Source organism: Microvirga puerhi (assembly GCF_020089865.1).
In the GTDB taxonomy this organism is placed as follows: domain Bacteria; phylum Pseudomonadota; class Alphaproteobacteria; order Rhizobiales; family Beijerinckiaceae; genus Microvirga; species Microvirga puerhi.
The window spans coordinates 343,779-370,031 of the sequence record NZ_JAIRBM010000003.1; the positions used below are offsets into that span (position 1 = coordinate 343,779).

General features: G+C 61.4%; 25 protein-coding genes. 16 read left to right on the forward strand and 9 right to left on the reverse strand.

All coding sequences use genetic code 11. The features are described 5' to 3' along the window. Positions 1-43 precede the first annotated feature (43 nt). The 6 genes from K9B37_RS05985 to K9B37_RS06010 are packed head-to-tail and all read left to right on the forward strand — an operon-like array spanning position 44 to position 5,138. On the forward strand, positions 44-616 hold the full coding sequence (locus tag K9B37_RS05985; protein WP_224312039.1) for a F0F1 ATP synthase subunit delta: 573 nt from the start codon (positions 44-46) through the stop codon (positions 614-616). Next, complete coding sequence (gene atpA / locus K9B37_RS05990; RefSeq protein WP_224312040.1) at positions 616-2,145, forward strand: F0F1 ATP synthase subunit alpha; 1,530 nt, start codon at positions 616-618, stop codon at positions 2,143-2,145. The genes K9B37_RS05985 and atpA overlap by 1 nt, the downstream gene beginning before the upstream one ends. 36 nt (positions 2,146-2,181) lie before the next feature. Then, on the forward strand, positions 2,182-3,054 hold the full coding sequence (locus K9B37_RS05995) for a F0F1 ATP synthase subunit gamma (protein WP_224312041.1): 873 nt from the start codon (positions 2,182-2,184) through the stop codon (positions 3,052-3,054). A 22-nt stretch (positions 3,055-3,076) separates the two neighbouring features. Beyond that, the gene (atpD, locus tag K9B37_RS06000; RefSeq protein ID WP_224312043.1) at positions 3,077-4,531 is read left to right on the forward strand and encodes a F0F1 ATP synthase subunit beta; all 1,455 of its coding nucleotides are present in this window, start codon (positions 3,077-3,079) and stop codon (positions 4,529-4,531) included. Between the two features lie 2 nt (positions 4,532-4,533). Further along, complete coding sequence (locus tag K9B37_RS06005) at positions 4,534-4,728, forward strand: hypothetical protein (protein WP_224312045.1); 195 nt, start codon at positions 4,534-4,536, stop codon at positions 4,726-4,728. An 8-nt stretch (positions 4,729-4,736) separates the two neighbouring features. Beyond that, positions 4,737-5,138, forward strand: coding sequence for a F0F1 ATP synthase subunit epsilon (locus K9B37_RS06010; RefSeq protein ID WP_224312047.1), 402 nt, complete (start codon positions 4,737-4,739; stop codon positions 5,136-5,138). Positions 5,139-5,232: 94 nt separating this feature from the next. Here the strand turns inward: K9B37_RS06010 and K9B37_RS06015 are convergent, their stop codons facing one another. Together K9B37_RS06015 and putA are read right to left on the reverse strand one after the other, a co-directional pair. After that, on the reverse strand, positions 5,233-5,640 hold the full coding sequence (locus tag K9B37_RS06015; RefSeq protein WP_224312048.1) for an ACT domain-containing protein: 408 nt from the start codon (positions 5,638-5,640) through the stop codon (positions 5,233-5,235). A 6-nt stretch (positions 5,641-5,646) separates the two neighbouring features. Beyond that, on the reverse strand, positions 5,647-8,745 hold the full coding sequence (putA, locus tag K9B37_RS06020) for a bifunctional proline dehydrogenase/L-glutamate gamma-semialdehyde dehydrogenase PutA (protein ID WP_224312050.1): 3,099 nt from the start codon (positions 8,743-8,745) through the stop codon (positions 5,647-5,649). A 111-nt stretch (positions 8,746-8,856) separates the two neighbouring features. Here putA and K9B37_RS06025 point away from each other — a divergent pair, with 111 nt between their 5' ends. After that, positions 8,857-9,318, forward strand: coding sequence for an Lrp/AsnC ligand binding domain-containing protein (locus tag K9B37_RS06025; protein WP_224312051.1), 462 nt, complete (start codon positions 8,857-8,859; stop codon positions 9,316-9,318). Between the two features lie 37 nt (positions 9,319-9,355). On the opposite strand, the gene K9B37_RS06030 is transcribed toward K9B37_RS06025, so the two are convergent. Beyond that, positions 9,356-10,351, reverse strand: a complete 996-nt coding sequence (locus K9B37_RS06030) for a TerC family protein (RefSeq protein ID WP_224312052.1) — start codon at positions 10,349-10,351, stop codon at positions 9,356-9,358. A gap of 281 nt (positions 10,352-10,632) precedes the next feature. On the opposite strand from K9B37_RS06030, the gene K9B37_RS06035 reads away from it, so the two are divergent. After that, a complete protein-coding gene (locus tag K9B37_RS06035; RefSeq protein WP_224312054.1) occupies positions 10,633-11,676 on the forward strand; it encodes an ABC transporter substrate-binding protein in 1,044 nt (347 codons plus the stop codon). 15 nt (positions 11,677-11,691) lie between these two features. On the opposite strand, the gene K9B37_RS06040 is transcribed toward K9B37_RS06035, so the two are convergent. The 3 genes from K9B37_RS06040 to K9B37_RS06050 all read right to left on the reverse strand — a co-directional run bounded on the left by K9B37_RS06040 (position 11,692) and on the right by K9B37_RS06050 (position 15,245). Then, positions 11,692-12,837 (reverse strand): CobW family GTP-binding protein, encoded by a 1,146-nt coding sequence (locus K9B37_RS06040; RefSeq protein ID WP_224312055.1) that lies wholly within the window; start codon positions 12,835-12,837, stop codon positions 11,692-11,694. Between the two features lie 5 nt (positions 12,838-12,842). Next, positions 12,843-13,739, reverse strand: coding sequence for a DMT family transporter (locus tag K9B37_RS06045; RefSeq protein ID WP_224312057.1), 897 nt, complete (start codon positions 13,737-13,739; stop codon positions 12,843-12,845). A 153-nt stretch (positions 13,740-13,892) separates the two neighbouring features. Then, positions 13,893-15,245, reverse strand: a complete 1,353-nt coding sequence (locus K9B37_RS06050; protein WP_224312059.1) for a D-alanyl-D-alanine carboxypeptidase family protein — start codon at positions 15,243-15,245, stop codon at positions 13,893-13,895. A gap of 216 nt (positions 15,246-15,461) precedes the next feature. Between K9B37_RS06050 and K9B37_RS06055 the strand changes: the two genes are divergently transcribed. From K9B37_RS06055 to K9B37_RS06065, 3 genes are all read left to right on the forward strand, one after another. Then, positions 15,462-16,364 (forward strand): EamA family transporter, encoded by a 903-nt coding sequence (locus K9B37_RS06055; protein WP_224312061.1) that lies wholly within the window; start codon positions 15,462-15,464, stop codon positions 16,362-16,364. Between the two features lie 57 nt (positions 16,365-16,421). Beyond that, on the forward strand, positions 16,422-17,561 hold the full coding sequence (locus K9B37_RS06060) for a 2OG-Fe(II) oxygenase (protein WP_224312063.1): 1,140 nt from the start codon (positions 16,422-16,424) through the stop codon (positions 17,559-17,561). 79 nt (positions 17,562-17,640) lie between these two features. Further along, positions 17,641-18,807: an acetyl-CoA acetyltransferase gene (locus tag K9B37_RS06065; RefSeq protein ID WP_224312064.1), complete on the forward strand. Its 1,167-nt coding sequence runs from the start codon at positions 17,641-17,643 to the stop codon at positions 18,805-18,807. 9 nt (positions 18,808-18,816) lie between these two features. Here K9B37_RS06065 and K9B37_RS06070 read toward each other — a convergent pair whose 3' ends face one another. Next, the gene (locus K9B37_RS06070) at positions 18,817-19,107 is read right to left on the reverse strand and encodes a BolA family protein (protein WP_224312066.1); all 291 of its coding nucleotides are present in this window, start codon (positions 19,105-19,107) and stop codon (positions 18,817-18,819) included. Between the two features lie 90 nt (positions 19,108-19,197). Between K9B37_RS06070 and K9B37_RS06075 the strand changes: the two genes are divergently transcribed. The 4 genes from K9B37_RS06075 to K9B37_RS06090 all read left to right on the forward strand — a co-directional run bounded on the left by K9B37_RS06075 (position 19,198) and on the right by K9B37_RS06090 (position 23,989). After that, positions 19,198-19,809, forward strand: a complete 612-nt coding sequence (locus K9B37_RS06075) for a J domain-containing protein (RefSeq protein WP_224312067.1) — start codon at positions 19,198-19,200, stop codon at positions 19,807-19,809. Positions 19,810-19,932: 123 nt separating this feature from the next. Next, the gene (gene cobS, locus K9B37_RS06080) at positions 19,933-20,919 is read left to right on the forward strand and encodes a cobaltochelatase subunit CobS (RefSeq protein WP_224312069.1); all 987 of its coding nucleotides are present in this window, start codon (positions 19,933-19,935) and stop codon (positions 20,917-20,919) included. A 114-nt stretch (positions 20,920-21,033) separates the two neighbouring features. After that, entirely contained in the window at positions 21,034-22,923 is a 1,890-nt protein-coding gene (cobT, locus tag K9B37_RS06085) for a cobaltochelatase subunit CobT (RefSeq protein ID WP_224312071.1), read from the forward strand. 19 nt (positions 22,924-22,942) lie between these two features. Continuing rightward, positions 22,943-23,989, forward strand: a complete 1,047-nt coding sequence (locus K9B37_RS06090; protein WP_224312073.1) for an esterase-like activity of phytase family protein — start codon at positions 22,943-22,945, stop codon at positions 23,987-23,989. 74 nt (positions 23,990-24,063) lie between these two features. Here the strand turns inward: K9B37_RS06090 and K9B37_RS06095 are convergent, their stop codons facing one another. Together K9B37_RS06095 and rpmB are read right to left on the reverse strand one after the other, a co-directional pair. After that, positions 24,064-24,693 carry a queuosine precursor transporter gene (locus K9B37_RS06095; RefSeq protein WP_224312075.1) on the reverse strand — a complete coding sequence of 210 codons (630 nt, stop codon included), beginning with the start codon at positions 24,691-24,693 and terminating at the stop codon, positions 24,064-24,066. Between the two features lie 75 nt (positions 24,694-24,768). Further along, entirely contained in the window at positions 24,769-25,059 is a 291-nt protein-coding gene (gene rpmB, locus K9B37_RS06100; protein WP_224312077.1) for a 50S ribosomal protein L28, read from the reverse strand. Between the two features lie 245 nt (positions 25,060-25,304). Between rpmB and K9B37_RS06105 the strand changes: the two genes are divergently transcribed. Next, positions 25,305-26,150, forward strand: coding sequence for a DUF3108 domain-containing protein (locus K9B37_RS06105; RefSeq protein ID WP_224312080.1), 846 nt, complete (start codon positions 25,305-25,307; stop codon positions 26,148-26,150). Positions 26,151-26,253 lie beyond the last annotated feature (103 nt).

The window sequence follows — 26,253 nt, forward strand, 5'->3', positions numbered from 1 at the left end:
CTCGGCCGGTTCGAAACCCGTAAGATTTGAGAGAGACGATTACGTGGCGCAAAGCGGTTCGCAAGAAGGACCCCTCCTGTCGGGTGTAGCGATGCGCTACGCCTCGGCGCTGTTCGAACTCGCTCAGGAAGCGAAGGCCGTGGACGCCGTCGCTGGCGACCTCGACCACTTCGGACGGCTGATCCAAGAGAGTGCTGATCTGCAGCGCTTGATCCGTAACCCCGTCTTTACGGCGGAGGAGCAGGCGGGCGCCATCGCTGCCATCCTCGACAAGGCTGGCATTTCCGGCCTTGCCGGCAACTTCATCCGCCTCGTGGCCTCCAAGCGGCGCCTCTTTGCGCTGCCGGACATGATCCGTGCCTATGGCGATTTGGTGGCGGATGCAAAAGGCATCGTCCGGGCTCATGTGACCCTGGCCGAGGCGCCCTCCGACAAGGTCATGAACGATATCAAGGCGGCGCTGCGCGACGTCGCCAAGGCTGACGTCGCCCTCGACGTCAAAATCGACCCGAGCCTCATCGGCGGGCTGATCGTGAAGATCGGCTCCCGCATGGTGGATGCCTCGGTGCGCACCAAACTCAATTCCATTCGTCTAGCGATGAAAGAGGTCCGCTGATGGACATTCGAGCCGCTGAGATCTCCGCGATCCTCAAAGAGCAGATCAAGAACTTCGGCACCGAGGCAGAAGTTACCGAAGTCGGTCAGGTCCTGTCCGTCGGTGACGGTATTGCCCGTTGCTACGGCCTCGACAAGGTTCAGGCCGGTGAGCTGGTCGAATTCGAGAGCGGCGTGCGCGGCATGGCCCTCAACCTCGAATCCGACAATGTCGGCATCGTGATCTTCGGTTCCGACCGTGAGATCGCCGAGGGCCAGACCGTGAAGCGTACCGGCGCCATCGTCGACGTGCCGGTCGGCAAGGGTCTGCTCGGCCGCGTCGTCGACGCCCTCGGCAATCCGATCGACGGCAAGGGCCCGATCCAGGCGACCGAGCGTCGCCGCGTGGACGTGAAGGCGCCGGGCATCATTCCGCGCAAGTCCGTGCATGAGCCGATGGCGACGGGCCTTAAGGCGATCGATGCTCTCATTCCGGTTGGCCGTGGACAGCGCGAGCTCATCATCGGCGATCGCCAGACTGGCAAGACCGCCATCGCTCTCGACACGATCCTTAACCAGAAGCCCCTGAACCAGGGCAACGACGAGTCGCAGAAGCTCTACTGCGTCTACGTCGCCATCGGTCAGAAGCGGTCGACGGTTGCCCAGTTCGTGAAGGTTCTCGAAGAGAACGGCGCTCTGGAGTATTCTATCATCGTGGCGGCCACCGCCTCCGACCCGGCTCCGATGCAGTACCTGGCACCCTTCGCCGGCTGCGCCATGGGGGAGTACTTCCGCGACAACGGCATGCATGCCGTGATCACCTATGACGACCTGTCCAAGCAGGCCGTTGCCTATCGTCAGATGTCGCTCCTGCTCCGCCGTCCGCCGGGCCGCGAGGCTTATCCGGGCGATGTGTTCTACCTTCACTCCCGCCTGCTGGAGCGCGCCGCAAAGCTGAACGATTCGCAGGGCGCGGGCTCCCTGACCGCTCTGCCGGTCATCGAGACCCAGGCGAACGACGTGTCGGCTTACATTCCGACCAACGTGATCTCGATCACCGACGGCCAGATCTTCCTCGAGACGGATCTGTTCTATCAGGGCATCCGCCCGGCGGTGAACGTCGGCCTGTCCGTGTCGCGCGTGGGCTCCTCGGCCCAGACGAAGGCGATGAAGAAGGTCGCGGGCAAGATCAAGGGCGAGCTGGCGCAGTACCGCGAGATGGCGGCCTTCGCGCAGTTCGGCTCCGACCTTGACGCCACGACCCAGCGCCTGCTGAACCGCGGCTCGCGCCTCACAGAGCTCCTGAAGCAGCCGCAATTCTCGCCGCTGAAGATGGAAGAGCAGGTGGCAGTGATCTACGCTGGCGTGAACGGCTATCTCGATGCGCTGCCGCTGAATCGCGTCCGCGCCTTCGAAGATGGCTTGCTCAGCCTGCTGCGCAGCAAGCACGCCGACATCTTGGAGGCGATCCGCGCCAGCAAGGACCTGTCGAGCGAGACGGAAGCGAAGCTCAAGGAAGCCGTCCAGGCCTTCGCCAAGTCGTTTTCGTAAGTTCGACCGGGACTCCGGAGAGGATAGGGCCGCTCGATGCCGAGCTTGAAAGACCTTCGTAACCGCATCGCCTCCGTGAAGGCGACGCAGAAGATCACCAAGGCCATGCAGATGGTGGCCGCCGCGAAGCTGCGCCGTGCGCAGAGCGCGGCGGAGGCTGCGCGCCCATATGCCCAGCGCATGGCCGCGGTTCTCGGCAATCTTGCGTCCGGCATCACTGTTGGGCCCGAGACGCCGCGCCTCCTGGCCGGAACTGGCTCCGACCAGGTGCATCTGCTCGTCGTCTGCACCGCCGAGCGTGGTCTCTGCGGTGCTTTCAACTCCTCCATTTCCCGTCTGGCGCGTGATCACGCCAACCGGCTCATGGCGGAAGGGAAGACAGTCAAGATCATCTGCGTCGGCAAGAAGGGCTACGACATTCTCCGTCGCCAGTTCGGTCAGCAGATCATCGAACTCATCGATCTGCGCTCCGTGCGCCAGATCGGATTCGAGCAGGGCGAACAGATTGCGCAGAAAGTGCTCAACCTGTTCGACCAGGGCGCATTTGACGTTGCAACTCTGTTCTATTCGCAGTTCCGCTCGGTGATCTCTCAGATCCCGACGGCGCAGCAGATCGTTCCGGCTCAGATCGAATCGGGTGCCGGCACCACGGATGCCGTTTACGATTACGAGCCCGATGAGGGCGAGATTCTGGCAACCCTACTGCCGCGCAACCTGACGGTTCAAATTTTCCGTGCGCTCCTGGAGAACGCCGCCTCCGAGCAGGGTGCTCGGATGAGCGCCATGGACAATGCGACCCGCAATGCGGGCGAAATGATCAAGAAGCAGACGATGACCTACAACCGGTCGCGTCAGGCGATGATCACCAAGGAACTGATCGAAATCATTTCGGGCGCCGAGGCGCTCTGACGACATCCGAGAGGAGCCAATCATGGCCAACACCGCCAACACCGCCGGCAAGCCGTCCGGCCAGATCACGCAGGTCATCGGCGCCGTCGTCGACGTGCAGTTCGACGGTCACCTGCCGGAAATCCTGAACGCCCTCGAGACCGAGAACCAGGGTAATCGCCTCGTCCTCGAGGTCGCGCAGCAGCTTGGTGAGAACACCGTGCGCTGCATTGCCATGGACACGTCCGAAGGTCTCGTTCGCGGCCAGCCCGTCGTCGACACCGGTGCTCCGATCTCGGTGCCGGTCGGCGCCGCCACCCTGGGCCGTATCATGAACGTGATCGGCGAGCCGGTGGACGAAGCCGGCCCCATCGTCGGCGAAGGCACCCGCGCCATCCACCAGCCCGCTCCTTCTTATGCCGAGCAGGCGACCGAAGCGCAGATCCTCGTCACGGGCATCAAGGTCGTCGACCTGCTCGCGCCTTACGCCAAAGGTGGTAAGATCGGCCTCTTCGGCGGCGCCGGCGTCGGCAAGACGGTGCTGATCATGGAGCTGATCAACAACGTGGCGAAGGCCCACGGCGGCTATTCCGTGTTCGCCGGTGTCGGCGAGCGTACCCGCGAGGGCAACGACCTCTATCACGAAATGATCGAGTCGAAGGTGAACGTGAACCCGCATGAAGCCGGTTCGGCTGCCGGTTCCAAGTGCGCTCTCGTCTATGGCCAGATGAACGAGCCTCCGGGCGCCCGTGCGCGCGTCGCGCTGACCGGCCTGACCGTTGCTGAAAACTTCCGCGATCAGGGCCAGGACGTGCTGTTCTTCGTGGACAACATTTTCCGCTTCACGCAGGCCGGCTCCGAAGTGTCCGCACTTCTCGGCCGTATCCCCTCGGCTGTGGGCTATCAGCCGACGCTCGCTACGGACATGGGCGCTTTGCAGGAGCGCATCACCACGACCACCAAGGGTTCGATCACCTCGGTGCAGGCCATCTACGTGCCGGCCGACGACCTGACCGACCCGGCGCCTGCGACCTCGTTCGCCCACCTCGACGCCACGACCGTGCTGTCGCGTTCGATCGCCGAGAAGGGCATCTACCCGGCTGTGGATCCACTCGATTCCACCTCGCGCATGCTCTCCGCGGCCATCGTCGGCGACGAGCACTACAATGTCGCCCGTCAGGTCCAGCAGGTTCTTCAGCGCTACAAGTCGCTCCAGGACATCATCGCGATCCTGGGCATGGACGAGCTTTCGGAAGAGGACAAGCTGACCGTGGCTCGCGCACGCAAGATCGAGCGCTTCCTCAGCCAGCCGTTCCACGTGGCCGAGGTGTTCACCGGCTCGCCCGGCAAGCTCGTGGCACTCGAAGACACGATCAAGGGCTTCAAGGGCCTCGTGAACGGCGAGTACGATCATCTTCCGGAAGCGGCCTTCTACATGGTCGGCACGATCGAGGAAGCTATCGAGAAGGCGCAACGCCTCGCTGCCGAAGCGGCTTAAACATGAATCTGGCCGACGAGGAAGATCGTCTCAACGAGTTTCTCGTCGGTCGCTCCGTGACACGCGTCTGGCGCCATCGAACAGCAGAAGTTGGCATCGAGTTTTCCGACGGCACACGACTGTTTGTGAATTGGCAACCTGATCGGCAGCTTGAATGCTCTGTAACAGGCAATGACTTAGGCGGCGACGAAAGCTAGGAATATCTATGGCGACTTTCACCTTCGAACTCGTCTCTCCCGAGCGCGTGCTGTTCTCCGGCGCCGTCGATGCGGTCGTTCTGCCCGCAGTCGAAGGCGACATGACGGTCCTCGCCGGCCACGCGCCGATGATGACTTCGCTCAAGACCGGATTCCTCGTCGTTACGAGCGATCCGGGAAATGGAAAGCGCATCCTCATTCGAGGCGGCTTCGCGGATATCAACCAGAACGGCCTCACGGTTCTTGCCGAGCGTGCGCTGCCGGAGCAGGAGCTGACGCAGGAAATTCTCGATCATGAGATCCTGACGGCAGAGATGCACTACGACGCGACCACGGACTTGGCTGCGAAGCATGCAGCGGAAGCAGCCATCGCGCAGCTCCGAGAAGCTAAGGCGGCATTAAATTACTGATTGAAAGAAAACCCGGCCTTAGAGCCGGGTTTTTTATTTGCGGTATCGCCTCAAGCTCGGGTCCTTGACCGGACCTTGACCACACTAAGATCCGCTAGGGTGGGTACGTCTGCGCTGACAGTAGTTGCAGAACCGCCAGTGCTTCATCAGCCCGATCCTCCGCAATGAATAGATGATCGTGGAAGTATGCCGAGACGGGATTGACCCCGATTCCTGCTGCGGCCAGAGCACCCGTAATCGCTGCCAGAAAACCGATCGCTTCAAGCGAGGAGTGGACTGACAACGTGATGCACCGGCAAGGATAGGTCCATGTAAGGCCGAGGTTTTCGGCCATTGCTCGATCGAGAATGGCCGTCACTCCTTCTACCTCGCGAAATGTCATGAGCGCATGCTGCCAGAGTGCAGGATCCGGCTGCGACATGGTCGCAAAGACGAAACGGCCCGGTCGCATCTCTGGCGTCATTGAAGCGACAAGGCGGTCGAGATCCGTCTCCCCGGTCATGGGGCGTCACTCGCCCATGGCGATCAAATTGGCATTTCCGCCGGCTGCCGCCGTGTTGATGGTGACGGTTTGTTCGGTGGCAAAGCGCAGGAGATAGTGCGGCCCTCCCGCCTTCGGACCCGTCCCGGAGAGGCCGTGTCCGCCAAAAGGCTGCACACCGACGACGGCACCGATCATGTTCCGGTTCACATAGACGTTGCCGACGCACAGGCGATCAACAATCCGATTGACGGTCGCATCGATGCGCGAATGCACTCCGAGAGTCAGACCGTAACCCGTTGCATCGATTGCCTGGAGTGTCTCTTCCAGGCGTCCCGACTTGTACCGCGCAACGTGCAGGACCGGGCCAAATACCTCTTCCGCCAGAGCTTCAGGGCGATCGAGTTCAAAGATATGTGGCGCTACGTAGGTACCCGCCGCTGGTGCCTCACCTGCGTAGTGAACCTTCGCGGATCGTGACATGGCCCGGATATGGGCCTCGAGCCGTTCCTTTGCCTCGCCGTCGATGACAGGGCCGATATGGGTCGAGACGTCGCGAGGGTCGCCGAGCTTCAGCTCCTGCGCGCTGCCCGCGATCATCTCGATCATCTTATTCGCCACGTCGTCCTGCACGAACAGGAGGCGCAAGGCCGAGCAGCGCTGCCCGGCCGAGCGGAAGGCCGACATGACGACGTCGTCCGCAACTTGCTCAGGGAGAGCCGTCGCGTCCACGATCATCGCATTGATACCGCCCGTCTCCGCGATGAGCGGCACGATGGCGCTGTCCTTGGCGGCCAGCGAACGGTTGATGAGACGCGCAACATCGGTGGATCCGGTAAAGACGACGCCCGCCACATGGCGGTTCTCGACGAGCCGTGCGCCGACGCTGCCAGCTCCCGGTACCAGATGCAGCGCGGATGGCGGAACGCCCGCTTCGTGTAGGATCTTCACGGCAAGAGCCGCGATCAACGGAGTCTGTTCTGCCGGTTTCGCCACAACGGCATTGCCTGCCATGAGGGCAGCCGTGACCTGACCGAGGAAGATGGCAAGCGGGAAATTCCAGGGTGATATCGCCACGAACACACCACGTCCGCGCAGACGGAGCACGTTGCTCTCGCCTGTCGGGCCCGACATGCCTTCGCCGGCGCCGAAGAGCACCTGTCCCTGCGCCGCGTAATAGCGGCAGAAATCGACGGCTTCGCGGACTTCGGAAAGAGCATCGTCGAGGGTCTTGCCGGCTTCAATCTGGAGCAGATGAAGCAGCGCGCCGCGCCGTTCTTCGAGGAGGTCCGCTGCCCGGGTCAGGGCCTTCGCACGGGCCTCCGCAGGCGTGCGGCTCCAGGCTGCAAACCCGGCTGCTGCAGCCGCCATGGCCTTGTCCGCTGTCTCGGAGGTTGCTTCCGTCACCTCCCCGACGATGGTCTTCCCGTCGATGGGACTGATCACGGGCCGCTTCTCGCCGCCACCAACCCGCCCGTCGATGATCGGCGTCGCGCCAAACGACGACTGTGCGCCCTTCGAAATCTCCGCAAGAAGGCCATCGAGGGAGGCTCTGTGGCCGAATTCCACGCCCTTCGAATTAGGCCGTCCAGGTCCATAAAGATCTCGAGGCAAGGGAAGTTTCAGGTGACGAGCCTTGTCGGGCGAGACGATAATGTCTGATGGACGTTTCAGGAGTGCTTCGACGGGAACGTTTTCGTCCGCGGCCACCGACACGAAGGAGGAATTTGCGCCGTTCTCGAGGAGCCGCCGCACAAGATAGGCGAGCAGATCGCGATGTCCGCCGACGGGCGCATAGGTACGGCAGGCGAGACCAGGCTCATCTTCGAGAAGCCGCGCATACAGTGCTTCGCCCATCCCGTGCAGGCGCTGGAATTCATAGCCCTCCGTTCCGCCTGCGCGCTCGATGATCGATGCGACGGTGAGGGCATTATGCGTTGCGAATTGCGGATAGATCCGCGGTCGCAGCTTCAGGAGCTTTTCGGCGCAGGCCATGTAGTTGAGGTCGGTCATCGCCTTGCGGGTGAAGACCGGGTAATCGTCGAGCCCGCGCTCCTGCGCCCGCTTCACCTCGGTGTCCCAATAAGCGCCTTTGACAAGGCGCACCATCATCCGCCGGTCATGACGCTCCGCCATGGCCGCGATGGCGTCGATGACGGCTCCTGCCCGCTTCTGATAACCCTGGATCGCGAGTCCGAAACCGCTCCAATCGGCAAGGGATGGATCGGCGAGAGCCGCTTCGATCACCTCGAGAGACAACTCCAGGCGATCGGCCTCCTCGGCATCGACCGTGAAATTGAGCTCATGGGCCTTCGCCTTCTGCGCCAGCTCGATCACGAGCGGGACCAGTTCGTGCATCACGCGTTCGCGACTCGTTGCTTCGTAACGAGGATGCAGGGCTGAAAGTTTGACGGATATGCCAGGGCGGTTGGGAAGAGGCTCGTTGCCGGCGGAGCGACCGATGGCCTCGATGGCCGCGGCATAGGATTCGTAGTAGCGCTTCGCATCCTCCGCCGTGCGCGCTCCCTCGCCCAGCATGTCGAAGGAATACCGATAGAGCCTGCCTTTACTGGAGCCCGCCCGCTTCAAAGCCTCCTCGATCGTCTGGCCGAGAACGAAATGGTTTCCCATGACTCGCATCGCCTGACGCGTTGCCGTACGGACTGCGGGAAGCCCCAGACGCTTGGTGAGTTGGCGCAGAATGCCTTCCGGAGTCTCGCCGGGCTGGATGATCCGCGCGGTGATTCCGAGTGCCCAGGCCGAAGCGGAGACGAGAAATGCATCGGACTTCGCTTCGTGGCCGGCAAAATCCGCCTGACCGAGCTTGTCCTCGATGAGCCGGTCCGCCGTGGCGGAATCCGGGACGCGCAAGAGAGCCTCCGCCAGGACCATGAGCGCCAGTCCTTCCTTCGTCGAGAGCGCGTATTCCCGCAGCATTTCCTCGACGCCGCCAAGTCCTCCGCCCTTCGCCCGAATAGCCTCGATCAGCCGTGTCGCCCGCCGATCGATCTGTCGCTCATGTTCGGGAGACAGCCTCGCATCTGCCAGGAGCCTTGTGGCGATGACCTTATCGTCTTCCGCGTAAGGTGGGTTGAAGGGCAGAGGTGCGATCGAGGCTTGCGTCATGGCGTTCTCCCTGAGGACGGCGGATCATAGGGTGCGGTGTTCCGTGCTTCGATAGCTATTTCTTGACCTTGGCCTCATAATATAAGGACAAAGTTCTACATAGGCGTGAGAATGACGGAAATCGACCGGATCGATCGAAAGATCTTGAACTTCCTCCAGAGCGACGGCCGGATTGCGACCGTCGAGCTGGCCGAAAAGGTGGGCCTCTCGCCGACATCGACGAGCGAGCGCATGAAGCGCCTGCAGCGGGACGGGTATATCGCGGGGTTTGGGGCGCGGCTTGATCCCCATCGCCTTGGCCTCGAACTCCTCGTCTTTGTCGAGGTCTCCCTCGACAAGACTACGCCGGACGTTTTCGAAAAGTTTGCCGCCGCAGTCCGCCGAGCTCCCGAGGTGCTGGAATGCCATATGGTAGCGGGCGGGTTCGACTATCTGGTGAAGACCCGTGTCGCCGACATGGCCGCCTATCGCCACTTCCTCGGGGAGATACTCCTGGCCTTGCCGGGCGTGAAGGAAACGCGGACTTACGCCGTGATGGAAGAGGTCAAGAGCGACGGTTTGCTGCCAGTCTGAGAGGGATTGTCGAGGCAAGCCCTCTCAAGCATGAGCGTCACTGAGTGGTGGTCCTTGTCACGGGGGCATCGTTGCGTGTCTTCCAAAGACTCCACCCAATGCCCGCGGCCAGAATGCCGAAGGTGACGCCGAGCGAGATCGCTGCCGGGACTTTGTCCAGGCCCAGGGCATCAGCCAGGAAGATCTTGCCGCCGATAAAGATCAGCACGAAGGCGAGCGCATACTTCAAATAGTGGAAACGGTGAACCATGGCGGCGAGGGCGAAATAAAGGGCTCGCAGGCCGAGGATCGCGAAGATGTTCGACGTGTAGACGATGAACGGATCCGTGGTGATGGCGAAGATGGCCGGAACGGAATCGACTGCAAACACCACGTCGGCGATCTCGATCAGAGCGAGAGCCAGAAACAGCGGCGTCATGAACCAAACCGGCTTGCCGCTTGTTGGATCAGGCTTCTTCACGAAAAAGTGTTCGCCGTGATGCTCATCCGTGACGTTGAAGCGCCTGCGCATGAACCGGAGCATCGGGTTCTGCGCTATGTCGTAATCGGAATCGGAGAACACGAGCATCTTTACGCCCGTGGCGATGAGGAACAGGGCGAAGATGTAAAGGACCCAGGAAAACTGGGAAATCACCGCAGCGCCAAAGCCGATCATGATCGCTCGCAGCACGAGCACGCCGAGAATGCCCCAGAAGAGAACTCGGTGCTGATAGAGGCGAGGAACGGCGAAGAAGCCGAAGATCATCGCGATGACGAAGACGTTGTCCATCGCCAGCGCCTTCTCGACTGCGAAGCCTGTCAAGTAGTTCAGGCCGGGCTCCGGCCCGAGATGCCACCAGACGAAGCCACCGAAGAGGAGGCCGAGCGCGATGTAGAAGGCGCTCATGAATAGGCTCTCGCGCACCCCGATCTCCCGGTTCGTGCGGTGGAACACGCCGAGATCGAGCACGAGGAGCGAAACAACGATAGAAAGAAAGGCAAGCCAGAGCCAAAGCGGCGTGCCGAGCCAATTGGCCAGGAGGATGTCAAGCATGACCGAACCCATGTGTTGAACCAGTCGGTTCCGACATCACGAATGCATTTTGCATCCGCCAGAGGGGCCCGGTCACCGACGCGTTCAAGGTGGGAAGCCGGTGCGGCTCGTTCAAGAGCGATAAGATTTCGAATCTTGAAACCAAAGCGCATTGAATTGCTTGACGCCCCAACCCGATCTGCTTGCATGAGCGAGCGATCAGAAAAGAGAAGCCACGGTAAGCTGGGCGCAAATGCTGCCAAGTTTTGCCGCAAGGTCGTATGATTGGAGGAAAACCTGCCATGCTCCGGACTAAAGCTGCCAGCCTGTCTCGGGGTATTGCCGGTCTCGTCGCTGGAGTAGCCGCGCTTCTTGCGGTTTCGGCAGCCCAGGCTCAGACGCAGGTGCGGTTCAGTCTCGATTGGCGCTGGGAGGGGCCGGCCGCGCCCTTCGCTGTCGCCCTGGAGAAAGGCTACTTCAAGGCCGAGGGCTTGGACGTCACAATCGAGCAGGCCGCGGGTTCGCGGGAGGTCTTGGCGCGTGTGGGGATGGAAGGTTTCGAGGCCGGGATTGCAGACATCAATACGCTCGCTCGCCTGCTGCATGACAAGCCGGAGACGAGCGTTATTGCCGCGATGATGATTCATGATCGGCCCGCCTTTGCCATCGTCGGACGAAAGAGCCGTGGAATTTCAAGCGACCTATCAAGCCTCAAAGCCAAGGTTTTCGGTGCTCCGCAGGCCGATGCAGCTTACGGCATGTGGCCTGTCTTCAGGATGGTAAACAGCATCGACGATTCAGGCATGAAGTTTGAAAATGTCGGCTTCCCAGTCCGAGAGCCGATGCTCGCCCAAGGCGAGGTTGATGCGGTTTTTGGATTTGCGACGACTTCCTATGTCAATCTCAAGTCGCGCGGCGTTCCGGTGGAAGACATCGTCACGCTCCTCATGAGCGATCACGGACTTGAAGCTTATGGAAATGCGATCGTCGTCTCGAAGAAATTCGCGCAGCAGGAACCGGAGGCCGTGAAGGGGCTGCTGCGGGCGATCGTGCGTGGGTTTCAAGATGCCGCAAAGGACCCGGCCGGTGCCGTCGACGCCGTTCTGAAACGCAATGACTTGGCAAAGAAAGACGTCGAACTCGAGCGGCTTCGCATGGCGCTCGACCAGAACGTCCTCACTCCCTGGGTCAAAGAGAACGGAATGGGAGGTATCGACAACGAACGCTTCGCGAAGGCGCTCGATCAGATGGCGGCAGGGCTCGAATACAAGACCAAGCCGCGGTTGGAAGATATCTTTACCGATGCCTTCCTGCCGCCTGCCGATCAGCGAAAGATCGAGCGTTGATGTCGCAATGTCCCTTCAGCGCCTCAGCGACAGAGGATTGTCAGCCACCGCGGTTCTGTCCGGCCGGTCGATCTGAGGCTTTCCGAGAAATGCGTTCCACAACGCCTCGACGGTACTCTTTTCCAGGTCGTCGACGATAAGGACAAGGCGGCTACGGTGGTCTTCGCTCGGCCAATGGGGAAGAATCGTAGGCACATGGATCACGTGCTGTACGCCATGGATCACGACGGGATGTTCGGGATCTTCCGCCAGGCCTACGATCCCTTTGAGGCGCAAAAGCTTCGCTCCTTGCGTCGAGCGTAGCAGATCCAGGAACATGTCGAGTGTTCCCTGAGGAATTGGTTGATCGCTCACCAGGGAAAAAGCGCGAATCCGCTCATCGTGCCTGTTCACGTCATGATGATGGCCATGGTGGTCATGGCCGTGATCATGGTGGCCATGTTGATGAGCATGACTTCGACGCTCGGTCTCCTCGATGGCCTCGGCCTTCAGCCACTCGCTTACATCGGCGATCTTGCCGTGCAGATCGAACAGACCTCCAGCGACGATATCTTCCACCGGAGCATCCGCCCGCATGATCGAGGCACCGGGATTGAGCTGCCGTAATCGCTTGTAGAGATGGTCGAGCGCTTTCGCATCCTTCACGAGGTCTGTCTTGGCGATCACAAGTCGCTCTGCAACCGCCGCCTGCTTCACGGCCTCCAGATGAGCGTCGAGGGTTGCCTCTCCATTCACGGCGTCGATGACTGTGACGACGCCTTCAACGGCATACCGCATCGACAGATAGGGATGGTAAAGGACCGCGTGGAGGATGGGAGCGGGATCGGCGAGCCCGGTCGTCTCGATGATCACGCGTTGGAATGGCGTGATGCGCCCGTTGTCCCGTTTTCGAAGCAGGTCCTCCAGAGTCGTGATGAGGTCGCCACGGACCGTGCAGCACAGGCAGCCGGCCGAGAGCAGCACCATGTTCTCATCGATCTTCTCCACGAGAAGATGATCGAGGCCGATCTCGCCGAATTCATTGATGATGACCACGCTGTCCTGCAGCGCTTCGTGCTGGACAAGCCGGTTCAGAAGCGTGGTCTTGCCGGCGCCCAGAAACCCGGTGACGACGGTCAGCGGGATGGGCGGGAGAGGACCGGGACGGGAGGCATCCGACATCAAAATCAATCCGTGGGTACGATCGGCGCGGCGCGTGACCGCTCTAACAGGATATTGGTAACGATTGCGGCCAGCACCAGGCAGCCCCCGAGCGCCTGCACCGGGCCGATGCGCTCACCCAGGACGATGGTGGATGTTATCGCAGAGACGACAGGCTCAATGCAGTAGACGATCCCGGCGGCCACCGCCGAGATGCGGCCGAGAGCCACTATTTGAAACAGAAAGCCGATGACATAGCCGCCGACTGTCATGATGACGCCGAAAGGTGCGAGGGCCAGGACCGTGGGCGATGTGAGCTGTCCAGTGGCCGCGCCAGCCAGAACGGCTGTCGGCAGGACGATCAGATGGATCCAGAACATCTTGGCCGTGATGTCGGTCTTGCGGCAGCGGGCGGCGGCGAAGAACTGCGTCGCCGTCGCCGCGGCAGCTCCAAGCGCCAGGGCGAGGCCTCGCCAGTCGAGATCTCCGAAGGCCGGGCCCACGACGAGGACGATCCCGAGCAGCGCAAGGAAGACGACACCCACGAGGGCGGGCGTCAGCTTCGTTCCTTCAACGAGGGGGGAGGCCAGGACGATGAATGTCGGATAGGCATAAAAGAGCACGGCCGCCACCGTCACGGGGATGAAGGCGACGGAAGAGACGTAACAGAGGCCGACGAAGGCGGTGGAGACCCCCAGAACCGCCATCGTGCCGCGCTCCTCCCGGGCCACGACCAGCGAGCGCCGCATGATGGCGGCAACCGCCCCGAATAGGGCGAGCATCAGGAGAACGCGATAGATGACGACGGCCGGGCCCGAAACGCCCCCAAGGGCGGCGACGCGGGCATACACGATGTTGAGGCCATAGAGACCGGCTGAGCCTAGAGCAAACAGCAGGCCGCTGGCGGGAGAGGAAGGGGACATGGGGCGATCGCGGCGTGAACACCACCGTTTGCCCGGTTTGCGCCGGATTGCAAGAGTGCTCTCAGACAGCGCGCCTCGTTTTCAAGGTCACAGAACGAAACAGCCGCCGCGAAGGTCATTCACGGCGGCTGTTGTTCGAAACGGTTTCCTCGATCAGTTCTTGGCGTTCTTCGCCTTCGGAGAGGTTTCCGCGGAGGCTTGGTCTTTGCCTTTTGCGGGTTTCGCCTTGTTCTTCTGGTCGCTCACTGGCTTGACGCTGATGCTCTCGCGCGTCTTGTCTTTGCTCTTGACCTTAGAAGAGGCACTTGCCGTCTCGCTATCCTGAGAGGCCTTGGCGGCTTTAGAAGCGGACTTCGTCTTTGCCGACTTCTTCGAGGCTGCCTTCTTGGCCTTGTCCGCTGCATCCTCCTTGGCGGCCTGAGCGGCGAGTTCGGCCTCGGAGGGCGGATTGAGGCCCACCCAGACGCGTTCCGGCTGAGCGGCCGACCGCGGGCCGAGGGTCGTCCGGGTTGCCTGCGCCGTGCCGGCAAAGGCCATGACATCGGACGAAAAGAGATTGGGAACGCCCGAGTTTTCGCCTGTGGCAATCGTGGTTGGGCTGTCTTCCTCATCCGGCATGGGGCCGCGACGGTCGCAGATGACCGAACGCATATCTGGCGGGGAGTGGACGGATGATGTGGGAAGAGCCGCAAGGGTCGGATTGGAGAATCCAGCCTGGCTGTTGAATCCACGGTCGAACAGCTCGGCGGCTTTCATGGTCCGTTCGTTCGCGGAGGGAGCACCGAGCACCACAGTGATCAGGTGCCGTCCGTTCCGCGTGGCGCTGGCCACGACGTTGAACCCGGCCGAGCAGATGAAGCCGGTCTTCATGCCGTCGGCCCCGGGATAGCGGCCGATGAGCCCATTGGTGTTGCGCATGATCCGGCGGCCATATTGGATGGCGCCTATGTCGAACAAACCCTGGTATTCGGGAAATTCATTGAATAGAGCGCGTGCCAGGGTCGCCATATCGCGCGCGGATGTTTGGTTGCGCTCGTCCGGCAGGCCATGAGGATTGGCGAAATGGCTCTCGTGCATACCGAGCGCCTGCGCCTTTTGGTTCATGATCTCAGCAAAGCCCTCAATCGAGCCCCCGAGGTTCTCTCCAATGGTCGCGGCTATATCGTTCGCCGACTTGACCATGATGATCTTCAGGGCATTGTCGAGGCGGATCTGAGTGCCAGGCTTGAAACCCATCTTCGAAGGAGGGAGCGCTGCCGCATCGGCCGAGACGGTGAGCAGCGTGTCCATTTTCACTCGGCCGGATCGAACAGCGTCGAGGGCCACGTAGGTGGTCATGAGCTTCGTGATCGAGGCCGGGAACCAGGGATCCGTCGCGCGCTCGGCGTGAAGGACGCGCCCCGTTTCGGCATCGACCACAAGGGCAGGATTGCCGGCCAGGGCCGATCCGCTCATGAGAGCCGCGAAAGCAAAGGCTGTCATACGAAGGGCACGGCTGACGTTCATACGGAACGACTCCATGAAAACTGACGCTCAGACAATGACACTTAGGAAAACTCGCACGAGGAGGGTTCTGTGACTGCCCCGATTGTTATGGACTATTTGTAGGTCGGGAGCCCCGTTTTGGCTAGGCTGCCCGGCAATAAGTCCTTTCCTATCCACCCTTTCTAAGGCATTCCGTGGCAAGAGCATGGCAAGAGCCGCGCGGATTCAAGATCGACCATGACACTCTCCTACCTCTGGATTCCCGCGACACTCGCTGCCGCGGCGGCTCAAACAGGCCGGAATGCCACCCAGCGTCAGCTGACCAAAACCATCGGAACTGTGGGGGCCACCCAGGTCCGGTTCCTCTACGGCTTCCCCTTTGCCATCCTGGCCCTGGCTCTCGTCCGACTTGCCCTTGGAGAACCGATCCCGTCCCCGAACGCGACGTTTCTCGTTTATGTCCTGGGCGGTGCATCCACCCAGATCTCGGCCACGGCGCTGATGCTGTCGGCCATGCGAGAGCGATCGCTCTCCGTCGTGACGGCCTACACGAAGACCGAACCCGTGCAGGTCGCGCTTTTCGGGCTCCTCATTCTCGGCGATCCCCTGACGCTCGGGATGGCCTTCGCCATCGTGATTGCAACGCTCGGCGTCATCATCATGTCCTTGAAGCGCGAGGCGGACCTAATGTCGTCAGGTCTGCGCCCGGTCGTCTATGGCATTGCCTCCGGAGCTTTTTTTGCTCTTGCGGCCATCGGATTTCGAGGCGCCATCCTGGCTCTCCCGGAGGGGTCGACGCTCATGCGGTCGACCACCACCCTGGTTTGGGGGCTCGGCACCCAGACGGTCATCCTCCTGGTTTGGCTTGAGCTATTCGACCGGAAGGCCCTTGTGGCGAGCTTCAAGGCATGGCGCCCCTCTCTTGGTGCCGGCTTTCTGGGGGCGTTGGCGTCGCAATTCTGGTTTATCGGGTTCGCTCTAACGACCGCCGCCAATGTCCGCACGCTCGCTCTTGTCGAGGTGTTGATGGCACAGGCCGTTTCCCATCGCCTCCTGTCTCAGGTTACGACGCGGCGCGAATTGGTAGGAATGGGGCTGATTCTCGTGGGTGTGGGTTTGCTGCTCGCGTTTCAGCATTGACGGTCGGCCAGCACTACTCGAATGTGAACGAAATAACGAAACATTCGAGACTGAACGATGGCCGCCACGGCAGAAACCTCTTCCTTTCGAAGCTTCCAGGTCGGCGATCCGACGCCCTGGTTTCGTCAGAACTCGACGAGTAATCCCAACTACGTGTTCGACACGGCTGCTGGCCGGTACATCGTCCTTTGCTTCTATGGCACGGCATCGGACGATATCGGTCGCGAGACGCTTGCTGCCATCGAGGGCCCGCATCGTTCCCTTTTCGATGATGATCGGATCGCGTTCTTTGGCATCAGCATCGATCCAGGAGACGCTGCTGAGGGACGGGCAAAGGAAAGCATGCCCGGGATTCGCCATTTCTGGGATTTCGATGGGAAGGTCAGTAAACTGTTCGGCGCCGCTCCTATCGATGCCGAACCTGGATCGGCCATCCCATTGCGCCGGTTCTGGATGGTCCTCAATCCGACCTTACGCGTGAGAGCGATTTTTCCGTTCAAACCTGACGGGCGGGATCGCGACGAGGTTGCCGCCTATCTCCGAGCCCTGCCGCCGGTCCAATCCTTTGGCGGATTCGAAATTCCAGCTCCGATCCTGATCATTCCGGATGTCTTCGAACCTGATCTCTGCCGGCATCTCATCGGCCTCTACGAGACTCATGGGGGCGAAGAATCGGGCTATATGCGCGAGGTCGACGGCAAAACGATCCCGGTTCATAACCCCGATCACAAGCGACGCAAGGATTACACGATCGAGGATCCATCGCTGATACGGCACTTGCAGGAGCGTGTGGTTCGCCGGATCAACCCCGAGATCGCGAAGGTCCATTGCTTCCAGCCGACCAGGATGGAGCGCTACATCGTCTCCTGTTATGCGGCCGAGGATGGAGGCCATTTCCGGGCGCACCGGGACAATACCACGAAGGGCACCGCCCATCGTCGCTTTGCAGTTTCCATCAATCTCGATGCCGAGTTCGAAGGCGGCGAGGTGGGCTTCCCCGAATATGGTCCCCGGACCTACAAGGCGCCGGCCGGAGGCGCCGTGGTTTTCTCGTGTTCGTTGCTGCACGCCGTATCTCGCGTCACGAAGGGGCGGCGCTTCGCCTTTCTGCCTTTTCTCTATGACGACGAGGCCGCGAAGATCAGAGAGGCGAACAATGCTCATCTCGACGCGAGTGTCGGAACCTACAAAGCATAGGTCATCTGTTCATGATGGCCTTGCCGGTAGGGCTTGTGGGGGCCATTCTCAGGACCACCAATCTTGAGGAGACTGCCCTATGACAGCCTGCATCGTCGGCTGGGCCCATACCCCGTTCGGCAAGCGCGATGGCGAGACCGTCGAGAGCCTCGTCGTCCGCGTAGTGAACGAGGCGCTCGATCACGCTGGAATCGGACCGGAGGATGTGGACGAGGTCGTTCTCGGCCATTTCAACGGCGGTTTCACACCTCAGGAATTCACGGCATCCTTGGTCTTTCAGGCGAGTGATCGCTTCCGCTTCAAGCCGGCGACCCGCGTCGAGAATGCCTGCGCAACCGGTTCCGCCGCGGTCTATCAGGCCATCAAGACTATTGAGGCTAGGCGCGCGAAGACCGTGCTCGTGGTCGGGGTCGAACAGATGACGACGACGCCCGGACCGGAGATCGGCAATATCCTGCTCAAGGCATCCTATCTGCCCGAGGACGGCGGCACTCCGGGTGGTTTTGCGGGTGTGTTCGGGAAGATCGCAGGCCTCTATTTCCAGCGATATGGCGACCAGTCCGACGCGCTTGCCATGATCGCCGCGAAGAACCACAAGAATGGCGTCGGCAATCCCTATGCGCAGATGCGCAAGGATCTCGGCTACGATTTCTGCCGGACCGAGAGCGACAAGAATCCATTCGTGGCCGGCCCATTGAAGCGGACGGACTGTTCCCTGGTCTCCGATGGCGCGGCGGCTCTCGTCCTTGCGGACACCGAAACGGCATTGCGGATGAAGCGTGCGGTTGCCTTCCGGGCAACTGCTCATGCGCAGGACTTCCTGCCGATGTCGAAGCGCGACATCATCCAGTTCGAAGGCTGCGCCGAAGCATGGCGCCGGGCGCTCGATCAAGCCGGCATTGCCCTGTCGGATCTTTCCTTCGTTGAGACCCATGATTGCTTCACGATCGCGGAACTCATCGAATACGAAGCGATGGGCCTGACGCCTCCTGGGCAGGGGGCGATTGCGGTCAAGGAAGGTTGGACCAATCGGGATGGCAAGCTGCCGGTCAATCCTTCCGGCGGCCTGAAGGCCAAAGGCCATCCGATTGGGGCGACCGGTGTCTCGATGCATGCTCTGTCCGCCATGCAGCTCTGCGGCGAGGCGGGCGGCATCCAGGTCAGTAATCCCGTTCTGGGAGGCATCTTCAATATGGGTGGCGCTGCCGTTGCAAATTACGTCAGCGTCCTTGAACGAATCAAATAGGCCCGATTTTCAGGCTCTGCCAGCGCGTGGATCGGGTTCGCCGGGTGCACGAGCCTCGATAGCGAGGGCATGCAGCCCTCGAGAGAAGGCGTCCTTGAGAATCTCGTTGACGAGACGGTGACGCTCGACACGGCTCTTGCCTGCGAAGGCTTCCGATACGATATAAAGGCGGAAATGAGTTTCACCGCCTTCACGCCAGCCGGCGTGACCGTGATGCTGCTCCGACTCGTCCATGACGGTCAGATGGGTTGGGTGCAGGCGTCCTTGGAGTTCCCGCGTGATCCAGTCGGTGAGGGTCATGCTTCTAAATCAACCTTTTTTGAATAGGTCTGCGGCGAAAAGCGTCGAGGCCTTGGCTCTTGGCCGGAAGCCACTCATAATCGCTGCGTCATGGATCTCAACTCACCTCTTTTCGACCGCATCCGCATCAAGGCGACCAGTGAAGAACCGCGCGAGGCGGAGGGGCCTGCCTGCGAGCACCCAGGCTGCAAGGCACCGGGGGAATATCGTGCGCCCAAGGGGCGAGACCATGAAGGGCAGTATTGGCGCTTCTGTCTCGGTCACGTGCGCGAGTACAACGCCTCGTACAATTACTTCGCCGGCATGTCCGACAACGCGGTCGCGGCTTATCAGAAGGATGCCATCATCGGCCATCGCCCAACCTGGGCCATGGGGGTGAATCCGGAGACCAAGAAAGGCCAGGAGCGGGAATGGGCCTATGTCGATCCGCTGGGCATCCTGCGCGGCGAAGATTTCCGACAGGGCCGCAGGAGCCGCGCACCGGCGGAGCCGAAGCCCCGTCGCCATACGGGGCCGGTACGGCGGGCTCTCGACGTGCTCGGCCTTGACGAGGCCGCCGATGGTCCCGCCATCAAGGCCCAGTACAAGGCTCTGGTGAAGCGCTTCCATCCGGATGCGAATGGCGGCGACCGATCCTTCGAAGAGCGTCTGCGCGACATCATCAAGGCGCATGACACGCTCAAAAGCGCAGGAATGTGCTGAGGAAAAGCTGCTTTTCGCAGCCCCGGCATGCGCCTATCCCGTTTGCGCCCCGTGGTCATGATTGTTAAGTAACCCTCGGCGCATGTGACAATTCGACAAATTTCGACCGAAAGGCCCTTAACGATGGCGACAACCGAAACAACGCCCCTCTTGCCGGACATGAAGGTTTCCGTTCGGCAGGTCTTCGGCATCGATTCGGATCTGGAGGTCCCCGCGTTCTCCCAAAGCGAGGAGCACGTGCCGGATCTCGATCCGGACTATCTCTTCGACCGGGAGACAACCCTGGCCATTCTGGCGGGTTTTGCACGCAACCGCCGTGTGATGATCACCGGCTACCACGGCACGGGCAAGTCGACCCATATCGAGCAGGTGGCGGCAAGGCTCAATTGGCCTTGCGTGCGCGTCAACCTGGACAGCCATGTTTCCCGTATCGACCTTGTCGGTAAGGACGCCATCGTTCTTCAGGAAGGCAAGCAGGTCACCGCTTTCCAGGACGGCATTCTTCCCTGGGCCCTGCAGCACAACGTGGCCCTCGTCTTTGACGAGTATGATGCTGGCCGACCCGATGTGATGTTCGTGATCCAGCGTATTCTGGAGCAATCCGGCAAGCTGACGCTTCTGGACCAGAAGCGCGTCATCCGGCCTCACCCGGCGTTCCGCCTCTTCGCCACCGCAAACACGGTCGGTCTGGGAGATACATCCGGTCTCTATCACGGCACGCAGCAGATCAACCAGGGTCAGATGGACCGTTGGTCCATCGTCACGACCCTGAACTACCTGCCGCACGACAAGGAGGTGGACATCGTCCTGTCGAAGGCGAAACATTACCAGGAGAGTTCGGAAGGACGCGACATCGTCAACAAGATGGTCCGTGTCGCCGATCTCACCCGCAGCGCCTTCATGAACGGCGATCTTTCGACCGTCATGAGCCCGCGTACGGTGATCACCTGGGCAGAGAACGCCGACATCTTCGGCGATACCGGCTTTGCCTTCCGGGTGACGTTCCTCAACAAATGCGACGAGCTCGAGCGCCCACTGGTGGCCGAGTTCTATCAGCGCTCCTTCGGCAAGGAGTTGCCGGAAAGCGCCGTGAACGTGGCACTGTCGTAACCGTCATCCCGGACGTGCCAAAAGCGCGAGCCGGGATCGGACGGGAGTTTTGCTGATTCTGGCGACCCCGGCTCTTCGCCAAGCTTCGGCCGGGATGACGAGCAAGGGAATTCGATGTCCATCTCGAACCGCAAGCCGGGTGAAAAGAAGGAAGCGCCAACGGAACCGTTGAAGCGCTCGATTGCCGGTTGCATGAAGGCTATCGCACGCAAGCAGGACCTCGAGGTCACCTTCGCGTCCGATCGGCCGGCCATGATGGGCGACAAGGTGCGTCTGCCGGATCCTCCCCGGCGACTCACCTCGCAGGATGTGTCGATCCTGCGGGGATATTCGGATTCCATGGCTTTGCGACTCGCCTGCCATGACGGAACGCTTCACCGCAAGCTTGCCCCCGAGGGACAGGCGGCACGCGCCGTGTTCGATGCTGTCGAGCAGGCTCGGGTCGAGTCCATCGGCTCCCGGCGGATGTCGGGCGTTGCCTCGAACATCACCGCGATGCTGGAAGACAAGTACCATCGCGGTGGAAAATACGAGGAAATCACCGATCGCGCCGATGCTCCTCTCGAGGATGCGATTGCTCTGATGGTGCGTGAGCGCCTCACCGGTCGGCGTCCACCACCTTCGGCCGCCAAGATTGTCGACCTGTGGCGCGACTTCATTGAGGATCGTGCCGGCCGTAATCTCGATGGCCTGCTGAAGAATATCGAAAGCCAGCGCGACTTCGCCCGGAGCGTGCGCGATCTGTTGTCCTCCCTCGATATGGCTGACGAGGCCGCCCTCGATTCCGAGGATGAGGAAAACGAGGATGATAACGAGACCGAGCAGGAGCAGCAGCAGGGCGAGGGCGAGAGCGAGCAGGAATCGCAGGGCGATCGGGCCGAAACCGAGATCAGCGAAGATTCCAGCGACGAGATGGAGGAGGGCGCAACGGAGGATGCCGATGGCCCCTCCGGCGAGTTGCCGGACGAGGCCGACGAAGCGGACTCCGAGAATGCCTCGGAATCCTGGCGGCCGCCATCGCGCCACAACGAGGCGCGGGGGCCGGACTACAAGGCTTTTACGACTCGCTTCGACGAAGTCATCCACGCAGAAGATCTCTGCGATGCAGACGAGCTGACGCGCCTTCGCGCCTATCTCGACAAGCAGCTTGCGCATCTCCAGGGCGTCGTTGGGCGCTTGGCCAACCGCTTGCAGCGGCGCCTCCTGGCGCAGCAGAATCGGGCCTGGGAGTTCGATTTGGAGGAGGGGACGCTTGATCCGGCGCGCCTGCCGCGCGTCGTGATGGACCCGTTCCAGCCGCTGAGCTTCAAGCAGGAACAGGATACGAATTTCCGCGATACGGTCGTGACCCTGCTCCTCGACAATTCCGGCTCCATGCGCGGCAGGCCGATCACCGTCGCAGCGACCTGTGCCGATATTCTGGCCCGGACTCTCGAGCGGTGCGGCGTGAAGGTGGAGATTCTCGGGTTTACGACCCGCGCCTGGAAGGGCGGACAATCCCGTGAGTCCTGGCTCCAGAGCGGCAAGCCGGCGAATCCCGGCCGGCTGAACGACCTACGCCATATCGTCTATAAGTCTGCGGACGCGCCCTGGCGCCGAGCCCGCAAGAATCTCGGCTTGATGATGCGGGAAGGCCTGCTCAAGGAAAATATCGACGGCGAGGCCCTGGATTGGGCGCATAAGCGCTTGCTCGGCCGCCCGGAGCAACGGCGAATCCTCATGGTGATTTCCGACGGTGCCCCGGTCGACGACTCGACCCTTTCCGTCAATCCCGGCAATTACCTGGAGCGGCACCTGCGCTTCATCATCGAGGACATCGAGACGCGGTCTCCGGTCGAACTGATCGCCATCGGCATCGGCCACGATGTGACCCGCTATTATCGACGCGCTGTCACTATCGTCGATGCCGAAGAACTCGGTGGCGTCATGACTGAGAAGCTGGCAGAGCTGTTCGAGGAGAATCCGCCCGCCGCCGGACGGGCGCCTCGTCGCGCCTTCGCATGATCTGTAGGCGCTGCGCGTCATGAGACTCAGCCGCCGCCTGTTCCTGATCGGCGGCGGTGCCGCAGCAGCTGCGACGATCCTGGCCGAGCGAACATTCGCGCGGCCCAGGGCTGCGACCAATACGCTTTCCATCGAAATATCGGCGAGGCCGATCGATCATCTGTCGGTGACCGACCGGGGGCGGAGCCGCTTCGGCGACCTCTCGTTTCGCGGCGGGCTTGATCTGCGCTCTCCCGAGAGCCGCTTTGGTGGTTTCTCTGGTCTCTGGCGGTCCCCAGATGGACAGCGCTTGGTCTCGGTCGCTGATAATGCCCAATGGCTGACGGCCAGGGTTCAAACATCGGATGGGCGCTTGTCCGGACTTGCGGATGCCAGACTGGCGCCGCTCCTGTCCTGGAACGGAAGGCCTCTCGGCGAAACGCGCTACTACGATACGGAGAGCCTGACCATCGCGAACGGCGTCGCTTATGTAGGCGTCGAGCGCAAACACGCCGTCATGCGCTTCGACTGGGGAGCCGATGGGGTTGCCGCAAAGGCGCGGCCTTTGAACCTGCCCGACAGTGTCCGGAGGGATATCGAGAATCTGCCGAATAATCAGGGACTTGAGGCGATCGGCATCGCTCCGCTACGGTCTCCGCTTGCCGGCGCCCTCGTGGCCATCGCGGAGAGGGCGGAAGCAGGGGATAGGCCGACCCGCGGCTTCATCCTGACCGGCCCACGTGTGGGCGCGTTCTCCGTTCGGAGGTCCGATGGCTACGATATCAGCGATCTTGCTTTCCTGCCGTCAGGGGAAATATTTCTCCTGGAGCGGAGTTTTTCGCTTTTCCAAGGATTCCGGGTGCGACTGCGCCGCATCGCGGCAGATGCCGTGAAGCCTGATGCCGAAGTCGACGGGACGGTGATCTTCGAGAGCGATCCGTCCCATCAAATCGATAACATGGAAGGGCTGGCCGTCCATCAGGAGGCCGAGGACACGGTCCTGACTCTGATATCGGACAACAATTTCAGTCCGCTTCAGCGAACGCTTCTTTTGGAATTTTCGCTGATGCCCGGAAAGAGTGCCTAGGACAGGCTGCTCGCAGAACTCTTGTTTCTCCGATTTCGAGAGGAAACCTGACTCCAGGTTTTTCGAAAAATGCCTCAGGCGACACTTCTTTGAATCAGGACCGGGCGCATGAGCTTGAGGACAAGCCCGTAAGGCAGGATCGAGACAACCGAGAGGGTCAGTTTTACCCCGTAATCGGCAATGGCGAGGGTCACCCAGGGGAGTGCGAAGCACTCGCTGGCGATCCCAACCTGGGCCAGGAGGCCGTCAATCGTCTGCGTCGTGCCGGGCAAGGCGCCGCAATAGAATGCGACCGAGAAGAAGATCATCGTGTCGACGGCTGCGGAAATCGTAGAGGAAGCGAAGGGCGGCAGCCACCAGGCCCGGTCGCGCAGACGCGAAAAGATCGAGATGTCGAGGAGCTGTGCGGTGAGAAAGGCGCTGCCCGATGCGATTGCGATGCGCGGTGTCGCCAGGATGACGGACAGAAAGACCGCGAGCGCGAAGCCCACATAAACCACCCGCCGGGCGCCCTTGGGGCCGAAGCGGCGGTTGGCAAGCTCGGTCACCAGGAACGAGAACGGATAGGTGAAGGCCCCCCAGGTGAAATAGTCCTGCAGGCCCCAGGCGTGGAACGGATATTGGACGAGGATGTTCGACGACAGCACCACCACGGTCATGGCGGCAAGAGCGATCGTGAAATCGCGGCGATCGAGTCTGGTCATGGGCCTGGGGTCTCGTGAACGCAAAACGGGCGGCTGAAAGGCCGCCCGCTGCATAACAGAGCTGATGAGCCGAGCTTAGCTCGCGGCAGCGAGCTTCTTCTCGATCTCGCGCTTGATCGTGCGGGCGGTGGTCGACAGATCGTCTGCCTTGGCCTTGGCCAGGAAGGCATCGAGGCCGCCGCGGTGCTCGACGGAACGCAGAGCGTTGGCGGAGACACGCAGGCGCACGGAGCGCTGAAGCGTGTCGGATTGCAGCGTGACGTTGCAGAGGTTCGGCAAGAACTTCCGCTTCGTCTTGCGGTTCGAGTGGCTCACCAGGTGGCCACTCAGCACGGCCTTGCCGGTCAATTCGCAACGGCGCGACATGGGTTCAATCCTATCGTTCACAGGGTCACGGCTTCATCCGCTGCGAGTTTGCTTCAACGCAGATCCCACAGCTGCCGGACGCCAAAAGTCCTTGGAAGATGCGAGCCTATAGGCCGAAACGGCGGCCCGCGTCAAGAATAGCGCAGTGCCGCAGCGGGATTTTTTGTAATATCGTGGTCACGATTTATTCTGAATTTTATGAGAGGGGAGGCTATGGTCCTCCAGGATTCCCCGGGAAACATCCTATGCGCTTGATTGCTCCAGCCATCCTGGGGATGGCCTTGGCCGGATTGGCCACGCCTGGAAAGACCCAGACGCTCCAGGTCGATTACGACGTAACCTTGGCTGGGCTTACGCTCGGCAAAGCCGATCTGGCGTCGACATTCGACGGCTCCAAATACAAGATGCAGGCTGGCGTCAAGCTGTCCGGACTTGCCAAGCTTCTGACCGGCGGCAAAGGAGCCGCGACGGCAACGGGCATGATCACGGGTTCGCAGCCCCAGCCCACGAGCTTTGCCATCACATCCCGCTCCTCGGACGATCAACGCACTGTCCGAATGGGGCTGACCGCGGGCAATGTGGAAGCGGTCGAGATCGATCCGCCCCTCGACGAAAAGCCCGACCGCGTGCCCTTGAAGGAGGCGGACAAGAAGGGTGTCGTGGACCCCATCAGTGCGCTGCTGATGCCGGCTCTGGCCTCCGTAAGCGTTGCGGACACGTCCAATTGCAACCGTACCATTCCGGTTTTCGACGGGGCGGCCCGGTTTGACGTTGTCCTGAGCTACAGCGAGACCAAGAAGGTCGACGTGCCCGGCTACAAGGGGCCCGTTCTCGTCTGTACTGCGCGCTATATTCCGATTTCCGGCCACCGGGAAGGGCGCCCTGCAACAAAATTCATGAGGGAAAACAAAGACATGTCTGTCTGGTTGGTGCCTCTCGAACGCCAGAGACTGCTCGTGCCGCTTCGGGTCTCCGTCCGGACGATGATCGGAGTCAGTGTCGTCACGGCGTCCCGGTGGGCCTTCGATGATGCAGCCAAGGTCGTGCCGATCTCGGTCGATAGCGCGGTCAAAGCCGGAGCCACGCGCTGAGCGGCCGGCTCATCTCCTCAAGGAAGTCGGTAGCGGAAACTGAAGCCCACCCCCATATAGAAGGCGGACCTGCTGCCGGGATGCTCGCCCGGAGGCATTGAGA